The sequence below is a fragment of the Sporosarcina luteola genome (genome assembly GCF_023715585.1).
GTDB lineage: Bacteria > Bacillota > Bacilli > Bacillales_A > Planococcaceae > Sporosarcina > Sporosarcina luteola_D.
The window spans coordinates 18,826-36,452 of sequence record NZ_JAMBOK010000005.1 but is presented as its reverse complement, the minus strand read 5'-3'; the positions used below and the strand labels follow the sequence as shown (position 1 = coordinate 36,452).

Here is a 17,627-nt window from a genome sequence, read left to right as displayed (position 1 = left end):
AATTACAATTTTCCGAATGATTAGGGGGATCCTCATTGACTACGACAAAAACATATTCACAAGTTTGGGATTTAGATGTATTTTTTAAGGGCGGCAGCGGCTCGGGGGAGCTCCGTAACCACCTTGATAATGTAAAGACGCAGATTGGTGAATTGGAAAACCTTGCAGCTGCCACACAAACACCTTCAACCGTGGAAGATGCCGATCAAATTCTTCATATAATTGAAGATATCAAAAACACTGCTAAAAATCTAAGGGAAGCCGGAGCGGTCATCGGATGTTTCATCGCCGCCAATACGAAGGATAAAAAAGCGCTTCTTCTCCAAGCTGAAGTTGCCTCGCTTGGAGCGCGGTTCCAGACAGCCGTTTTAAAAATCAAACAAGCTGTTGCTAAAACCGAGGAAACAGTTTGGAGAGACTTGTTGTCGACAGAGCAACTAGCCCAATTCGATTTTATTCTACAAGAATGGCGCGAAGAAGTTCAATTAAAACTGTCCGAGAAGGAAGAAAGCCTTATCACGGCGTTAAGTGTTGATGGGTACCAAGGTTGGGGCCAACTTTACGATCAACTCGTCGGAGACATTACAATTGAAATGACAGTTGACGGGGAAGAGAAGAAGCTTTCTGTCGGCCAGGCAAATAATTTGAGCTCCCATGCAGATGTTGCTGTACGCAAGGAAGCGTTTGAAAAACTTGAAGAGGCGTGGGGAGCGAAAGAGGATTTCTTTGCCTCAACATTGAATCACCTCGCAGGATTCCGCTTGGCAGTCTATAAGAAGCGGGGTTGGGAGTCCGTTCTGAAAGAACCTCTCATGCGGAATCGGATGAGCCAAGAGACGCTCGACGCAATGTGGAGGGCTATCAGTGCCAATAAAGCCCCTTTCGTGGAATATTTGAAGCGGAAAGCCAAACTATTAGGAAATGAAAATATGAATTGGTATGATTTAGATGCACCCGTAACTTCATCCACGAAGGAAATGCCGTTCCAGGAAGGCGCTGAATTCATCTTGGAGCATTTCGGCAAATTCGGTCCGGAACTGGAGGCATTTTCGAGGAAAGCCTTTGAAGATAGCTGGATCGAAGCGGAAGACCGGGCGGATAAACGTCCAGGAGGATTCTGTACAGGCATGCCGGTATCGGAACAATCCCGTATCTTCATGACGTATAGCGGCTCCATGTCCAATGTGGCGACGTTGGCACATGAACTCGGTCATGCGTTCCATTCGTACGCATTGCGGCCAGTCCATTATATGAATCGGCAATATGCAATGGGCGTTGCAGAGACGGCTTCCACTTTCGCTGAAATGATCGTCGCGGACGCTTCCGTCAAGTCAGCGGAATCGGAAGAGGAGAAACTCGCACTGCTTGAGGATAAAATCCAGCGCAGTGTGGCATTCTTCATGAATATCCATGCTCGCTTCCTGTTCGAGACGCGCTTTTACGAAGAAAGGAAAAATGGAGTAGTCCCTGCAGCAAGATTGAATGAGTTGATGGCTGAAGCGCAAAAAGAGGCATATGGAGGGGCTCTTGATACAGTTCATCCGCACTTCTGGGCTTCGAAGCTGCACTTTTATATTACGGGGACGCCATTTTATAACTTCCCGTATACATTTGGATATCTATTCTCATTGAGCATTTATGCAAAAGCCATTGAAGAAGGGGAATCGTTTGAACAGAAATATATGGCTCTATTGCGCGACACGGCCGTCATGTCAGTCGAAGATCTTGCGATGAAGCATCTCGGAGAGGATATAACAAAAGAGGAATTCTGGGCAAAAGGTGTGGCGTTATGTGTGAAAGACGTAGAAGAATTTTTAAAAATAGCTGCCGAAGAAAGGTGAAGACGCATTGATTCTGCTTGAAGGGCGAACTTGTTATTTGCGTATATTGACAGAAGACGATGCTGCCATATTCACCCAGCTGCTCAAAGCGAATCGAGACTATTGGACAGTCTTTGAGCCTCGTCATGAATCGAGCTACTATACGGTTTCTGTCCAGCGGGATAAGATAAGGGAATCCATTTATCAAATGAGAGATCGGCGCGAATATAACTTTGGAATTTTTGACGCCGAAACAAGCAGGTTGATCGGTCATATATCGTTATACAGTATTAAAAGGCTGCCGTTTTCAAGTGGCTTCGTCGGCTATTCAATTGACGAACGGGAAACAGGGAGAGGTCTTGCGACGGAAGCGGTGAGAATTGTCACAAAATTCGCATTCGAAACCGTTTCACTGCATCGGGTGGAGGCATTTGTCTCTCCGCGTAATGCCGGTTCTGTCAGAGTGCTTGAGAATGCCGGTTTTATCCGTGAAGGATTGCTGAGAAAACTTTTGTATATTAACGGTTGTTGGGAAGATCATTATATGTATGCCTGCTTAGCAGACGACTATTGAAAGGGCAAGGCCGCCTGGCGGAAACTAAAAGCAAAAGTAAAAAACCGATTCTTCACATGAAGAATCGGTTTTTGTCTTATTCTTGTCGTTTCCGCACCTAGCGCCTTCTGCTATGTCTATTTCCCGGGAAATCTGGTGTCAGTATTCGTCGATTGCATCGTATCCGTCAACGATGATATCCAGAAGTCCGGTATCTGGATGGGCGACGAGGCCGTGTACAGCCACTTTGCGATCCATAAGCGGGTGATTCCGGACTTGATCAACACTTCGTTTGACGCTTTCAGTAACATCATTGAAGCCTCGCAGCCAATCTTTCATATTGATGCCCGAGTATTGTAAGGTTTTAAACAGGTTTTTGTCTACTCCACGATCAACCATCTTGCCGATAATCTGTTTGGTGTCGATTGAGCTCATTCCACAATCGTGATGCCCGATAATATACACTTCATCTGCCTGCAATTCATATAGAGCGATCAGGATGCTCCTCATGATGCCGCCAAAAGGATGAGTGACGATAGCGCCGGCGCTTTTGATGATTTTCGCATCGCCGTTCCGTAAGTTCATCGCTTTCGGAAGAAGTTCCGTCAGCCTTGTGTCCATACAAGTTAGTATGACAATTTTCTTATCGGGAAATTTTGTAGTGGCGTACTCTTCATATTTCTTCTCGTTTACAAATTCTTTATTGTACGCAATGATCTCAGATAATAATGTCATGATGAGGCCCCTCCATTTTTCAATTGGGATTTTAAGAGCTGAAAAATCTCTTTTCGAATACATTCGAACTATAGTAAATAGTGTACAGAAAAAGAAAAGAGCTGCCAAGTGGCAACTCTTTGATTTATTTATTTCACTTCCGGTTTTGGATCAATTATCTCTGCATCAGCAGAATTGAGAGCCTTCCCGAGATAATGCATTGTAAAATATGCTGCTATGCCAAGTACAATTGCGTAACCGATAACTGTAGTATACATCAAGCCCATGATGAGACCCCTCCCTACAATAAATGTTAGTATACATTCATTATACTACATTCCTGGAATAATTAAAGAGCAGATTCAATTCTATTACTAATTTGTGTCCGAAGTCAGAACGCCCAGTTTCCATTGCGGAAGATCTGTTCAACTGTTCCGTCCGCCAACTCTCCGTCAATATCCATTTCCTCCGAGCCGATCATGAAGTCGACATGTGTGATGCTTTGGTTCAATCCATGTTCTTCCAACTCTTCCGTTGACATCGTTTTGCCGCCTTCCAGACAGAAGGAATAGGCACTTCCGATGGCAAGGTGATTGGATGCATTCTCATCGAACAATGTATTGTAGAAGAGAAGTCCCGATTCGGAAATTGGCGAAGCATGCGGTACGAGTGCCACTTCACCGAGATACTTGGCTCCTTCATCCGTATCGATCAGATGTTTAAGAACGTCCTCACCTTGACCGGCTTTCACTTCTGTAATCCGTCCGTCCTTGAAGGTGATCGTAAAATCATCGATGATATTGCCGCCGTAGCTGAGCGGCTTCGTATTTTTGACATAGCCGTTTACGCCTGTCTTATGTGGGACCGTGAATACTTCCTCAGTCGGCATGTTGGCCATGAACGCATTACCATCGACATTCACACTACCGCCGCCGATCCAGAGATGCCCTTTTGGCAATTCAATCGTTAAATCAGTGCCAGGTGCCTTGTAATGGAGTTTCGTATATGCTTTTCCGGTCAGATAATCGGCTTTTTCAATCAATGCGCGGTCAAGTTCCTTCCAACCGCCCACTGCATCTTCCTGATCTGCCCGAACTGCCTTGAAGATCGCTTCCCAAAGTGCTGGAACTTGTTCGGATTCCTCAAGCTCAGGGAATACTTTTGCAGCCCATGCCTTTGAAGGGGCGGCGACGACTGACCAGCTGAATTGATCGGCCATCATCATTTTCCGGTACTTGCTGAGTGCTTTTCCGCTCGCCTTTTGGACGTCCGCAATGCGGGAAGGATCCACGCCTTTTAACAGGTCAGGACTTTGAGACACGATGCTGACGAAAGCCGCCCCACCTTCCGCCAATTTTTCGCGCTCCATCACTTTCCATTCCGGGAAATCCGAGAATGATTCAGCAGGAGCCTTTTTATAGCGTATTTTAATCAGTTCCTCATCTGCCCAATCGACGATGACATGTCTTGCTCCGGTTGTATAAGCCTTGTCAGCCACCATTCTGACAAGTGGGGCTGTTTCAATGGAAGCGCTGATGAAGAGTGTCTGGTCCTTTTGGATATTCGCTCCGACTTCCACGATCAGTTTTGCATAATTCTCCAACTTCTGTTCAAATGTCGACAACTAAACAACCTCCTTGGTCCGTATGTATTCATAGTACTCTAGTGTCAGAAAACAGGCAAAGGGAAAAATTCGAAAATCTGCAGTAATCTGTACTGCCGAAATATGTGTACGATAGGTGACATTTAAATTGAGGCATTAATAATTATTCAGGATTGCTAAAGAAAGAAGGGAATATGTCGAAATAAGAAGAAGTAGACTGATAGGACATGGAGGTAGAGGTATGGATTTCTCAACGATTGTTGGACTTATCCTCGGAGTAGTGGCGCTTTTTGTCGGGATGGCGATGAAAGGCGTTACACCGGATAATCTGTTAAATATAGCTGCGATCCTTATAATTATAGTAGGGACTGCGGCAGCAGTAGTCATTGCCTTTCCGATGAAAGAGATCAAGCGGGTTCCAAAGCTGTTCGGCATCCTTTTCAAAGAGCAGCAGATGACAGCCGATTCAGAGTTGATCAAGATGTTTTCAAGCTGGGCAGATGTCGCAAGACGTGAAGGCTTATTATCCTTGGAAGCAAAATCAGATGAAATTGTTGATCCTTTTTTGAAAAATGGACTTGGGTTGGCGATTGACGGACAAAATGCCGATTACATCCGTGATGTACTTACCGAAGAGGTGGAAGCCATGGAGGATCGGCATTCGGCAGGTGCACTCATTTTTTCACAAGCTGGAACCTATGCGCCGACACTCGGTGTACTCGGAGCTGTTGTCGGGTTGATAGCAGCGTTGAAGAATATGAATGACATCGATGCACTTGGACATGCCATTTCAGCTGCATTCATTGCGACGTTGCTTGGGATCTTCACGGGTTATGTACTTTGGCATCCTTTCGCCAATAAATTGCAACGGAAGTCGAAAGAGGAAGTGCGCCAGAAAATGATGATGATCGAAGGCATTCTGTCAGTTCTCGAGGGGGAGGCTCCACGGGTGATTGAACAGAAACTGGCGTCTTACTTGTCGATGGAAGAACGTCGGAAGCTCGCAGCTAAAAATACGAGCGACAAGGGGGCGGAACAGGTTGTCGAGGAGACGTAAGAGGAAGAATAAGGACGAAGGGCATATGGATGAATCTTGGCTTTTGCCTTATGCGGACCTTCTCACATTGCTATTAGCATTGTTTATCGTCCTGTTCGCTTCGAGTTCATTGGATGAAGCCAAATTCAGTCAGATATCTTCCGTGTTCAACCAGATTTTTGATGGGGGGACAGGCGTGATGGATAATAGTGCACCAACGCCCGTACCGATTCCCAAAGACAGTGCAGGGGAGGAAAATGAAAACTCCTCCTATTTGGAAGACCAGCAGTCCCTTGAGGAAATTCAAGATAAACTGGATGAATATATTGCAGTTCAAGAGCTTGAAAATCAATTCCAAACGAGTTTGACGGAAGAAGGACTGCTGATCACGATAAGGGACAGCATCCTGTTCGAGTCGGGAAAGGCAACGATAAAGCCGCAATATGCAACTTTGTCCAAAGATATCGCCAATCTGCTGGTATTTGACAAGCCCCGCCAAATTGTCATTACAGGACACACAGATGATATTCCGATCAATAGCGCTGAATTCCCGTCGAACTGGGAACTCAGCATGATGCGGGCGATCAATTTCCTGAAGACCATCGTCAACAATGACCAATTGGATCCACAGCTATTCAGTGTGAAAGGGTACGGGGAAAATAAACCCGTTGCATCAAATGACACTGTCGAAGGAAGAAGCAAGAACAGACGGGTTGAAGTTCTTATTCAGCCTCTTGTTTTAAAAGATGGGACGTCTGTTGAATAATCAAAGCGTATATGGGTGAGAGAATCTTTCACCTGTTTAAATGAAAAAGCCGATATGTCAGGTTTCCCTGACGTATCGGCTTTTTCATTATTTGCGTAATGCGCCAAGTTCGGCTGCAATGGCTTGCATTTCATTCGGAGTGATCGTGTCCCTTTTCATGACCATCTCGTACATGTAAACCAAGTCCTCATATTGGGAAGTGCTGAAGTTTTCAGCTTTCATTGCATCCACATTGACCATACGGAGTTTTTCTTTAATCTTGTCAATCATATACGTTACGTTTTCAGCTGTTGGTTGAGATAGATCCATAATGTCATCCGCCCTTCATTAGCTTCGGATTTAATCATTACATTAATCTTACTTGCTGTCAACCGGTGCTGGTTTCCCCATTTTTTCGGCTTCTTTCTCTTCAATAATCTTCGCTTTGAAGCGTTTTGTCTCAAGGATGATGATGCCTGACAATCCAAGAAGACCGATCAAGTTAGGAATCGCCATCAAACCGTTCAATACGTCTGCAAGAAGCCAAACGATGTCAAGGGATACAAGAGATCCGACAATGATGAACGCTACAAAGGCAATACGGTAGCCCAATACTGCTCCGTTTTTAGGGAACAGGTATTGGAAACATTTTTCTCCATAATAGCCCCATCCAAGTATAGTGGACGTTGCGAAGAAGACAATGCCGATTGCGACGATGATCGGACCTGCATCACCAAGGAATGTTCCAAATGCCTGCGCAGTCAAGGCACCAGCGTCAATCGATTTATCTTGCCATTGACCCGACATAACGATTGTGACACCAGTAATTGAACAGATGACGAGTGTATCGAAGAAAACTTGCGTCATGGAAATGAGTGCTTGGCGTCCAGGCATATCCGTTCTTGCAGCCGCAGCTGCAATCGGTGCCGAACCGAGCCCGGCTTCGTTTGAGAAGAGTCCGCGGGCAACTCCGAAACGGATAGCAGCCCCAATTGCACCGCCTGCAGCCGCCTCTCCTGTAAATGCATACTTGAAAATCGTAGCGAATGCTTCAGGAACTAGATTGATATTCATGACCATGATAATCGCACCGGCGATGAAGTAGAATAGTGCCATTATCGGGACGAAGAATGCAGTAACCCGTCCGATTGATTTGATTCCTCCAAGGATGACGAGGCCCCCGAAGATCAATAGGGCAATCCCAGTAACCAAATGTGGGACATTGAATGTGCTATTCATGACATCCGCAACTGCTTTCGATTGTGTACCGTTCCCAATACCGAAAGCAGCTAGCGCTCCAAAGATTGCAAATGCGACACCAAGCCATTTTTTCTTCAGACCGTGTTCCAGATAGTACATCGGTCCACCGGCCATTTCACCTTTGGAATCCTTTACCCGGTATTTGACCGCAAGGATGGCTTCCCCGTATTTTGTAGCCATTCCGAAGAATCCTGCGAGCCACATCCAGAAGACGGCTCCCGGCCCGCCCATGTATACCGCTGTTGCGACACCGACGATATTACCTACACCGACTGTGGCGGCCATCGCGGTCATCAGCGCCTGGAACTGGGAAATATCACCCTCAGCTTTTTTATCATGTTTGCGGGAAAATACTTGTTTCAGTGAATATGGCAATAAACGAACTTGGATAAATCCGAGTCTTACAGTTAAAAAGATACCCGTTCCCACAAGTAGGACAAGCAGCGGCGGTCCCCAAATAAATCCACTCGCCTTATCCAGAAAGCCTGTGATTGCTTCCATCATACTACCCCCTGTTTTGTTTGTCTTTTTGACTCTGAATTACTATTCAAACGAAAACATTCACCTTGTCTATCGACTCCCTCCCGTAATCACTACCTAATGCATTAGACTATTAAGAATATTGGTAGTGTTATGGTTAATATGCCTTAACTGCTTCCCATTAGTCAAGACTTTTTTGTGGATTCGGAGAGATTGTTTGTTTTTTCGTCTCAAGGGTATAATGATATATGCAAATTAGAATGAAATTGGAGGGTCTTACGTGGGAAACAGCAAATTTGGAAGATTTATCTTGTTGGGCGCCTTAGTAGGCGGAGCTGTAAGCTTGTTCGATAGAAGCACCCGTTACCAAGTGAAAAGAAAATCAAGTGCGATGATCGAGCAAGTAGGATATTATTCAAAAAATCCGGATGTACTGAAAGATAAGCTGCAGCAACAGAAAGACAAGTACTTATCAATATACGAACAATTTTCAGGTGATGCTGCCTATATTAAAAATCAAGTCGAAGAGCTAAAAACGCTGACCCCGCAAGTGAAAGATCTGGTCGTCGGAACGAAAGACGCCTTCGTTGACTCAAAAGAGGAATACAAAGAAATTGTAAACGAGTCGAAAGAAGGTATGGAAGCAAAAAAGATCTAAGCACGGGAAGGAGTGAGTCGCATGTGAAGCATACAGACCGGTTACCTCCGAAAAAAGTAACGTACCCATCCGAAGAGGACAAGAGCGGATTCATGGCGAATTCAAAAGTCATGAAATTTCTTGATGACGTAAAGGATGGAGATTTGGAAAAATTCGATGTCACGACGTCGAAGGGATTTTGGAAGGAGCTCCTCGTGAGAATAAAGACGGTGGATATCACCGGATTAGGTTCTCAGTTGGCCTTCTTTTTCCTATTGTCCCTATTTCCTCTATTAATCTTCTTAATTACACTATTGCCATTCTTGAGCATCGATGAATCACAGGTATACCTGTTCATAAAGGATTATGCACCTGATAGCGTTTATACACTAATCCATAATACGCTCGAGGAGATACTGAAAAACCGGAATGGAGGACTCTTATCAATCGGGGCCTTGGCAACAATATGGTCGGCATCCAAAGGAATGAATGCTCTTACTAAGGCAATGAACCGGTCGTATCATGTTGAAGAAACAAGATCGTTCTTTGTTGCGAGAGCAATGTCGGTCGTATTCACGGTCGCTTTAATCGCTGTATTGATTGTCGCACTTCTGTTGTCGGTATTCGGTCAGCAGATTGGAACTCTTGCATTCTCTTATTTCGGAAATGAAGAAGGGTTTTTGAGATTGTGGGGAAGCCTGCGGTGGATCCTGCCTCCAATTCTGATCTTCCTTGTGTTTTCTGCACTTTACTGGGTCGTTCCAAATTTGAAGATCCGATTGAAAAGTGCGATGCCCGGGGCGTTTTTTGCGACGACGGGTTGGATATTGACTTCTCTGGCATTCTCCTATTACGTTGGGAACTTCGCCAATTACTCAAAGACGTATGGAAGCATCGGTGGAATAATCGTCCTCATGATGTGGCTCTATTTTTCCGCTATCATCTTAATGCTTGGCGGACAATTGAACGCTGTCATGACGGAACGGAAGCAAGCTAAAATAGCGAAAGAAAAGAGCAATGCAGTCAGTTGACATGCATTGCTCTTTTTTGACATTCATTCAACTTTATTCAACATCCGTAATCCATTCAAGATGACGAGGATCGTGCTGCCCTCATGACCAATGACGCCTAACGGCAGATCTACAACTTGCATGAAATTGGAGATGATCAGAATAGCGATGACCGTGACGGAAAAGAAAACATTCTGTTTCACGATCCGGTTCAACTTTTTAGAAACCTTAACCGCGTAGGAAATTCGAGCAAGATCGTTTTGCATAAGGACAACGTCTGCCGTTTCCAATGCAACGTCGGTGCCTTCACCCATAGCTATGCCCGACGTGGCTGTTGCCAATGCGGGAGCGTCATTGATGCCGTCTCCTACCATTCCGACTTCTCCGTGTTCCTTCAGAAGCCTCTTCAGTTCCTCTACCTTCGTTTCGGGCAGGCATTCTGCCACGTACCGGTCCAATCCTGCTTCATTGGCAATCGTTCTCGCAGTCTTTTCGTTGTCCCCCGTCAACATAATTGACTGGATTCCTAGTTGTTTCAAATCCTTGATCGCACGGAATGCTTCCGGTCGCAGCGTATCTTTCAGTGCGATGACAGCGAGGATTCCTTCCGCATCTTTCATGGAAACGACGGTCTTGCCTTCATTTGAAAGGTCATGGACGATTCCGTCGTGGAATTCATTAATTAATTTCGTTCCGACAAATTTCGGGTTGCCGACGAGGATTTCACCTGAATTGATAAATGCGCGTATTCCATATCCGGGAACATCCTCGATCTGTGGGCTTTCCCTCAAGGAAATCCCTCGCTCCTCAGCATATTTTACGATCGCGACTGCGAGTGGGTGATTCGATTGTGCTTCTATGCTTGAAAGAAGGGCGAGTGCTTGATCGGAATCCGCGTTTTCACGAATGATAAAATCAGTCACGACCGGCTTCCCGGCAGTCAATGTCCCAGTTTTATCGAAGGCGATTGCTTTCAATGAACCGAGATTCTCCAGATGGACGCCGCCTTTAAACAAGACGCCTCTTTTGGCTCCGTTTGAAACGGCAGCCAACGTTGCGGGCATGATCGATGCAACGAGTGCACAAGGGGAGGCGACGACCAATAAGACAATCGCGCGGTAAAATGTCGTTGTCCAATCCCAGTCGAATAGATAATGCGGTAAGAACATCATGACGATAACGGTGAAAATGACAACTTTTACGTAAGTGCCTTCAAATTTTTCGATGAATTGCTGGGATGGCGACTTTTCACTTTGTGCGTTTTGGACAAGCGTAATGATTTTCTGGAACAATGTTTCCGAACTTGGCTTCGTCATTTCGACTTGAATGGCTCCGCTTATATTGACGGTGCCTGCGAAAAGCTCGTCATCCTTTGCTTTTGTGACAGGTACCGATTCGCCATTGATGGCGGACATATCGACAGAAGTCGTTCCTTGGATGATAACGCCATCTACTGGAATCCTCTCTCCCGGTTTTACAAGGATACGTGAGCCGACCGAAAGGGAAGCGGTAGCTACACTAACTGTTGAACCGTCATCCTGGATAAGCCATGCCTCTTCGGGCTGCAGCTCCATTAGTGCAGATATCTCTTTATGGCTTTTATTTAAAGTATACGTCTCAAGGGCTCCGCTGATCGCGAAAATGAAGATCAAGATGGCTCCCTCAGCCCAATAGCCGATCACGGCAGAGCCGATTGCTGCGAACACCATCAGCATTTCGACATTTAATTGTTTATCGGCTATCGTTTCCTCAATGCCTTCTTTCGCTTTAGCGAAGCCGCCAATTAGAAAAGCGATCATATAGAAGGAGATCGACAGCGTCGAGGATCCGTCTTTGCCGATCAGCCAGGCTGCCAAAATCAGGATTCCCGCAATGATTGCAGCAATGAGTTCCAAATGCGCCGTCCAATGTGCAGGACTTTGTGGTGTTTCCTTCGTGTGCGTTGTCATGTTACTACCTCCTTTTTTGAGAATGAGTATCAACTTCAATTAGGGATAATTATTATGATGTGATAATTATTATAAAGTAAGTATAGCAAACTTAAAGGGAAAAGCAATTCACATGATTCAGGGAAGGGAAATAGCATGGAAAAGCCCCGGCACAATAAGTGCCGGGGCGATAGTTAATTAGCTGAAAACCTTTTCTTTGAATTGGGATAGTTTTTCAAGCGATGATTGATCTACGTCTGCGTGCAGGCTGTTTCCGTGTGAATCCATTGTAACGACAGCAGTAAAGTCCTCGACGCGCAAATGCCACATCGCTTCCGGAATGCCGAATTGGAGAAGATCTACGCCTTCAACCGCTTTAATGCAGTCTGCATAATATTGTGCAGCTCCGCCAATTGCGTTCAAGTACACACCACCGTGTTCCTGCAACGCGGCAAGTGTTTTGGGTCCCATTCCGCCTTTGCCGATAACGGCACGGATGCCGAATTTCTTCATGATATCACCTTGGTATGGCTCCTCACGAATCGATGTCGTTGGACCTGCAGCCACAATCTCATAGCCACCGTCATCATTTTTCAAAACGACCGGACCGCAATGGTAGATGATCTGGCCATTCAGATCGACTGGTGCATCATTCTCAGAAAGGTGCTTATGGATAGCATCGCGTCCTGTATACATGCGGCCAGTAATTTTAACGACGTCACCGACTTTAAGGTCGCGGATCTGTTCCTCGCTGATTGGGGCAGTCAGTTCGACGACGCGGGATGTCTGCTTCGCTTCATGTTGTCCTTCTTCTTGTTCAAATGAAAGCTTTTCACCTTCATTATAATGCCAATTGGTAACGGAGCCAGTCGCCGGATCGAGATCCACGGCCATCCGGCGGTAAGCCCAGCAATTGTACGCGACGGAAACATAGAAGCTTGCCGGGATTCGGTGCATTACGCCGATTTTACATCCTAGCAGCGTCGCCTCGCCGCCGAAGCCCATTGTACCGATGCCGAGTTTATTTGCGGACTCAAGTATATAAGTTTCTAAGTGGGCGAGCTCTTCGTTCGGATTTATGTCATCCACCGCACGGAACAGTTGGTCTTTCGCAAGCTCATAGCCTGATGTGCGGTCGCCGCCGATGCCGACGCCGATGAAACCCGCGGAACAGCCTTGCCCTTGTGCTTGATAAACGGAGTGGAGGATGCACTTGCGGATGCCGTCAAGATCTCGACCTGCACGGCCTAAACCGTCCAATTCGGTCGGCAGGCTATATTGTATATTCTTATTCTCACAGCCGCCGCCTTTAAGAATCAATTTCACTTCAATATGGTCGTTTTCCCACTGTTCGAATTTAATGACTGGAAGGCCGTCGCCGAGATTATCGCCGCTGTTTTCTCCAGTTAACGAATCAACGGCATTCGGTCTCAGCTTGCCATCTTTCGTCGCTTGAACGAGTGCTTTTTTGATGGCTGCCTTGATCTCCAACTGATTGACTCCAATTGGGGTTTTAATTTTAAACGTTGGCAATCCTGTATCTTGGCAAATGGGAGAGAGTTTATCATCTGCCATATTAATATTCTTCGCTATTGTATCAAGGCTCATTGCAGCCCGGGTACCTGCGTCTTCTAGTTCCCTGGCCGCCTTTACTGCACGACGGACATCCTTCGGCAGATTTGTGGACGTTTCGCAAATAAGGTCATACATGCTTTTCTCAAGCTGTTCTATGTACATTCCCATTTCCCCCTAGAGCATCATTGATCTTTTTTTAGTTTATTCATCTGATTTTCCAGTTCGTCGACTAAGCCGATAAGCTGATCGATATCGTCAAGATCAGTTGTTTCGGGTTCGATCGATTCAAGCTTCTCCAAAAATTGATGAAGACGAGTTTTTAACTCGTTTACATGACTGTTGCTTTGCTTGTTGTCCAATAAGTACACCTCTTTTCGTCATTGTAATCGTATACGAATCACGGGTTTTTTTCAATGTAGCAGAAGGTTGTGTAAATAAAATGATAATTCAGCTAAACAAAATCTTTACAATAGAAAATCAACATGCTATACTACAAGTAATCAATTGGAAAAGGAGGCCGTAGTGTAGAGACGAATCGAATCCTTACGAAAAGGAGGGGATCCGTGAACGTTTGACGGCCCTAGCCGATAAACGCCTACGAATTATATGCAAAATGAAAGTGAAGGTTCCATTCATACGTAAAGGCCCAGCCGTATTCTGTCATCAGATATGGACTGGGCCTTATTCGTCATGCTAGAAATTCATACGTCTCGACAACCTCGATCGAATCGATGACCGATTGGAGCATGGAACAGTTCTTCGCTGTTAGCTGTAGAATTTTTTCCATCTGTTCGTCATTGATTTTTTCACGTTCAATGAGGAAATGGAGGTGGATCTTCTCCACTCGGTTTGCGACCTCCTCATTCCGGACAACTTCTTTTACCTCAATGGTGATATTTTTGGCTGGCATCCTTTTTCTTTCAAGGATTTTACGTAGAACGCCTCCGCTGCATACTGCAATGGATGAAACTAATAGCTGGTAGGGACGGAATCCATATTCGTCATTGGCGGAAATTTGCAGTTTGCCGAACGATGTTTCCGTTTCAAAACCGTTTTCAGTCATTTCGAATTTCATTCAAACCAATCCTCCTTATTCCACTTATGCTACTATTGTATAGTAATTCCTCATACTTAAGGAGCGTATTGCTTATGCTTACTACATTGTCCGCCCAGCAGCGGCGATTTTGGATACTTGTTATCATCGTTTCAATCTCGGGCTTTTCGCAAGGCATGTTATTGCCGCTCATCTCAGCCATTTTCGAGCGTGATGGAATTTCAAGTGCATTGAATGGACTGAATGCAACAGGTTTATACATAGGTACGCTTCTCGTGTCTCCATTCATGGAAGCGCCATTACGTAAATATGGCTACAAACCCGTCATCATAGTGGGCGGTATTCTCGTATTTACATCATTGCTCCTCTTCCCGTTATGGAAGCATGTCGTTTTTTGGTTCATCCTGCGATTGTTGATCGGCATCGGGGATCACGCTCTTCATTTCTCCACACAGACTTGGATTACGAGTACATCGGAACAGCACAGATTGGGAAGAAATATTGCAATCTATGGCTTGTCTTTCAGCTTAGGGTTTGCCGTAGGCCCGCTTTTTGCGCCGCTCGTCAATCTCCATGAAGGACTGCCATTCATCGTCTCGGGCTTACTGTGCATGTCCGCCTGGCTGCTCGTCTTCAAATTGAAAAATGATTTTCCGGAAGTAATGAAAGGGAATGTGGAAGCTGGTAGTTTCGTGAAGCGATCGAAAAGCACGATTGCCATTGCATGGGTCGCTTTTTTAGGTCCGTTCGGGTACGGGTTCCTGGAATCATCATTAAACGCGATGTACCCGGTATATGCGTTGCGTAGTGGGATGGAGTTCACATCTGTTTCCATGATCCTAGCCATTTTTTCTGTAGGGGGCATCGTTTCACAGTTGCCGCTCGGAATGCTTTCGGACAAGTTCGGAAGAATGAGGATCCTCCCGATAACGTATGGGGGTGGGGCGGTCGCATTCTGGGCTGCGAGCATGATGGGGAATTCTGTCCCGTTCGTCATGGTGGCTGTCTTCATCGCCGGCCTATTTGTCGGGTCCACCTTTTCACTTGGCATTTCCTACATGTCGGACCTGACTCCGAAAGATCTTTTACCGACTGGAAACTTACTTTGCGGCATCTTTTTCAGCATCGGCAGTCTGACCGGTCCATTTGCAGGCGGGCTGTTCCTTGAATTCGTCGAAAATGTCAGCTACCTCCTCATCATTTCAATCCTGTTTGGAATGTTGTTCTTCATTTCGCTTTACGGTACGAAAAGAAAAAGCATCCCTTTATGAGGATGCTTTCACTTTCACCGCAAAATCGAATTTACATTTTCATATTCCATGACAAGATCGTCCAATGACCGGAATTCATAACCTTCTTTCTTCGCATCACGAATGAAATCGGGCAATGCTTCCGCATTATCGGGCGATACGGTGTGCATGAGGATCAATGCCCCGGGATGAAGCTGATTCATCAGCTCATTATAGGCATAGTCGCGGCCGCGCGGTTTATTGGCATGCCAATCAATGAAAGCGACAGACCAGAACATGTGACGGTAGCCCAGCTCATTGCCTTTGCTTAATACAGCATCATTGAAAATCCCTTCAGGCGGCCTTGCATACACCGTCCGTTTTACCCCTGTTGTTTGATAAAGTAGCTCATCGAACTTTTTCCATTCCTCTTCCATTCTAGCTTCGGATAGATTCGCCATATTCGGATGCCCATAAGAATGATTTCCGATGATATGCCCATCCTTTACCATGCGTTGAACGAGAGGGGCGGCGCTCTTCAGATAATGTCCCGTAAGGAAGAATGTCGCTGGGACGTCCTCATTTTTCAATGCATCCAAAATCTTTTCCGTATAGCCATTCTCGTAACCGTTGTCGAAAGTCAAATAGGCGATCTTTTCGTCAGGTTTGCCTTTGTATATGGCGCCGTGCTTATCGAGCATCGATTCCAATGCGGGTCCGGCATTTGGCGGGACGCCATTGGTCGCCTTTTTGAATCCCCAATGGAATTCTTCTGCATTTGCTGCGAATGGATTGAATAAAATGCCGACAATAATGATGAAGGCAGCCATTAGTATCCCTGGTCCATGTTCTTCAACCATAGAGTGCACAACTCCTTTTTGAGTAGGATGTGCGGATCAATAGGGAATATACGAAGAAATTCACGCTTTTTACAATAGATTTTCGAGCGCCAATGACAGAACAGGGAAATTGAATTCAAAGCCGTCCGCCAATAGCTTCTCAGGCGTAACATATTGTCCTTCCAACACGAGGGAACTCTTTTTTCCAAGAGCCAGCTTCATAATTGGAGAAGGAGCAGGAAACCAATGAGGACGATGTAAAGTGGCACCAATCATTTTCCCGAAATCATCCATCCGGAGAGGAAATGGAGCTGTGACATTGACAGCGCCTTCCAATTGGCTATTTTCCATAACATGCAAAATTGCTCTTGTAACGTCTCGCACATGGACCCATGAAACCCATTGCCGTCCGGTGCCAACTTTGCCGCCGACGTACAGTTTATACGGCAAGACCATAAGCGGCAATGCCCCTTCATCCTTCCAAAGAACAACTCCGAACCGTGTAAATACTGTCCGTATCCCGAAATCATTCAGCGAAGCAGCCTTCTTCTCCCAATCACTCACTGTCCTGCCAAGCAAATCCGTAGCAACTTCTGCAGATTCCTCCGTATAAATCGGCGTTTCAGAAGCAGGGTAAATTCCGATTGCACTGGCATTAATGAAGACGGACGGTTTTTCATCCAGATCGCCGATGATCCGAATTAATTCATCCGTCGCTTCCATCCTGCTTTCATAAATCTGTTTCTGATGAGCCTCTGTCCAACGTCCATCATTAATTGAAACACCTGCAAGATTAATGAACACATCCACTTTGCCGATCTCATTCTCCGGACTGGCACCATCTTGCAGCCAACGTACATACTTTACTTTTTCACTGTCCGTCTTTTTATTACGCGAAAAAATGATGATTTCATGGCCGTTCTTTACTAGTAAATCTGTTATGTGTTGTCCAATGAACCCTGACCCACCTGCGATAACAACTTTCATTCCGATCACCCTCCTATATTAATAAAGAAAAAAGTGTGAAACGTGTACCGGATTGAAGCGAAAGCCGTAACGAAGAACGGCTTTTGCGAGTAAAAGCGCAGCGTTACGAGCACATCTTAGCCCTGCCGGAAATCCTGTAAAGATGACCTCCTCCACC

18 protein-coding genes are annotated in these 17,627 nt (G+C 45.6%); 7 read left to right on the top strand and 11 right to left on the bottom strand.

Features of this window, described 5'->3' with window-relative positions; genetic code table 11:
• The first annotated feature begins 35 nt into the window (after window positions 1–35).
• Complete coding sequence (locus tag M3193_RS15470; RefSeq protein WP_251629546.1) at window positions 36–1,841, top strand: M3 family oligoendopeptidase; 1,806 nt, start codon at window positions 36–38, stop codon at window positions 1,839–1,841.
• Between the two features lie 7 nt (window positions 1,842–1,848).
• A complete protein-coding gene (locus M3193_RS15465; RefSeq protein WP_251629544.1) occupies window positions 1,849–2,394 on the top strand; it encodes a GNAT family N-acetyltransferase in 546 nt (181 codons plus the stop codon).
• Between the two features lie 138 nt (window positions 2,395–2,532).
• Here M3193_RS15465 and M3193_RS15460 read toward each other — a convergent pair whose 3' ends face one another.
• The 3 genes from M3193_RS15460 to M3193_RS15450 form a co-directional block, all read right to left on the bottom strand.
• A complete protein-coding gene (locus M3193_RS15460; RefSeq protein ID WP_251629542.1) occupies window positions 2,533–3,108 on the bottom strand; it encodes a beta-class carbonic anhydrase in 576 nt (191 codons plus the stop codon).
• A gap of 128 nt (window positions 3,109–3,236) precedes the next feature.
• Complete coding sequence (locus M3193_RS15455; RefSeq protein WP_251629537.1) at window positions 3,237–3,374, bottom strand: hypothetical protein; 138 nt, start codon at window positions 3,372–3,374, stop codon at window positions 3,237–3,239.
• Window positions 3,375–3,478: 104 nt separating this feature from the next.
• Window positions 3,479–4,711, bottom strand: a complete 1,233-nt coding sequence (locus M3193_RS15450; protein ID WP_251629535.1) for an aminopeptidase — start codon at window positions 4,709–4,711, stop codon at window positions 3,479–3,481.
• Between the two features lie 220 nt (window positions 4,712–4,931).
• Here M3193_RS15450 and motA point away from each other — a divergent pair, with 220 nt between their 5' ends.
• On the top strand, window positions 4,932–5,747 hold the full coding sequence (gene motA / locus M3193_RS15445) for a flagellar motor stator protein MotA (RefSeq protein ID WP_251629533.1): 816 nt from the start codon (window positions 4,932–4,934) through the stop codon (window positions 5,745–5,747).
• Window positions 5,731–6,492, top strand: a complete 762-nt coding sequence (gene motB / locus M3193_RS15440) for a flagellar motor protein MotB (protein WP_251629532.1) — start codon at window positions 5,731–5,733, stop codon at window positions 6,490–6,492. The genes motA and motB overlap by 17 nt, the downstream gene beginning before the upstream one ends.
• 87 nt (window positions 6,493–6,579) lie before the next feature.
• Here the strand turns inward: motB and M3193_RS15435 are convergent, their stop codons facing one another.
• Both M3193_RS15435 and M3193_RS15430 read right to left on the bottom strand, forming a co-directional pair.
• Window positions 6,580–6,801, bottom strand: coding sequence for a DUF1128 domain-containing protein (locus M3193_RS15435; RefSeq protein WP_251629530.1), 222 nt, complete (start codon window positions 6,799–6,801; stop codon window positions 6,580–6,582).
• 48 nt (window positions 6,802–6,849) lie between these two features.
• The gene (locus M3193_RS15430) at window positions 6,850–8,232 is read right to left on the bottom strand and encodes an alanine/glycine:cation symporter family protein (RefSeq protein ID WP_251629527.1); all 1,383 of its coding nucleotides are present in this window, start codon (window positions 8,230–8,232) and stop codon (window positions 6,850–6,852) included.
• A gap of 259 nt (window positions 8,233–8,491) precedes the next feature.
• Here M3193_RS15430 and M3193_RS15425 point away from each other — a divergent pair, with 259 nt between their 5' ends.
• Together M3193_RS15425 and M3193_RS15420 are read left to right on the top strand one after the other, a co-directional pair.
• Window positions 8,492–8,869, top strand: a complete 378-nt coding sequence (locus M3193_RS15425; protein ID WP_251629518.1) for a YtxH domain-containing protein — start codon at window positions 8,492–8,494, stop codon at window positions 8,867–8,869.
• A 23-nt stretch (window positions 8,870–8,892) separates the two neighbouring features.
• Window positions 8,893–9,879: a YihY/virulence factor BrkB family protein gene (locus M3193_RS15420; protein WP_353056423.1), complete on the top strand. Its 987-nt coding sequence runs from the start codon at window positions 8,893–8,895 to the stop codon at window positions 9,877–9,879.
• Between the two features lie 23 nt (window positions 9,880–9,902).
• Here M3193_RS15420 and M3193_RS15415 read toward each other — a convergent pair whose 3' ends face one another.
• The 4 genes from M3193_RS15415 to M3193_RS15400 form a co-directional block, all read right to left on the bottom strand.
• Complete coding sequence (locus M3193_RS15415) at window positions 9,903–11,807, bottom strand: heavy metal translocating P-type ATPase (RefSeq protein WP_251629517.1); 1,905 nt, start codon at window positions 11,805–11,807, stop codon at window positions 9,903–9,905.
• A 177-nt stretch (window positions 11,808–11,984) separates the two neighbouring features.
• The gene (locus M3193_RS15410; protein WP_285852033.1) at window positions 11,985–13,523 is read right to left on the bottom strand and encodes a fumarate hydratase; all 1,539 of its coding nucleotides are present in this window, start codon (window positions 13,521–13,523) and stop codon (window positions 11,985–11,987) included.
• A 20-nt stretch (window positions 13,524–13,543) separates the two neighbouring features.
• Window positions 13,544–13,720 carry an SE1561 family protein gene (locus M3193_RS15405; RefSeq protein WP_251629515.1) on the bottom strand — a complete coding sequence of 59 codons (177 nt, stop codon included), beginning with the start codon at window positions 13,718–13,720 and terminating at the stop codon, window positions 13,544–13,546.
• A gap of 329 nt (window positions 13,721–14,049) precedes the next feature.
• A complete protein-coding gene (locus M3193_RS15400; RefSeq protein WP_251629513.1) occupies window positions 14,050–14,436 on the bottom strand; it encodes an OsmC family protein in 387 nt (128 codons plus the stop codon).
• 74 nt (window positions 14,437–14,510) lie between these two features.
• Between M3193_RS15400 and M3193_RS15395 the strand changes: the two genes are divergently transcribed.
• Window positions 14,511–15,686 (top strand): MFS transporter, encoded by a 1,176-nt coding sequence (locus M3193_RS15395; protein ID WP_251629511.1) that lies wholly within the window; start codon window positions 14,511–14,513, stop codon window positions 15,684–15,686.
• Between the two features lie 14 nt (window positions 15,687–15,700).
• Here M3193_RS15395 and M3193_RS15390 read toward each other — a convergent pair whose 3' ends face one another.
• Together M3193_RS15390 and M3193_RS15385 are read right to left on the bottom strand one after the other, a co-directional pair.
• Complete coding sequence (locus tag M3193_RS15390) at window positions 15,701–16,504, bottom strand: polysaccharide deacetylase family protein (protein WP_251629510.1); 804 nt, start codon at window positions 16,502–16,504, stop codon at window positions 15,701–15,703.
• 69 nt (window positions 16,505–16,573) lie between these two features.
• Entirely contained in the window at window positions 16,574–17,470 is an 897-nt protein-coding gene (locus M3193_RS15385) for a TIGR01777 family oxidoreductase (RefSeq protein WP_251629508.1), read from the bottom strand.
• Between the last annotated feature and the right edge of the window lie 157 nt (window positions 17,471–17,627).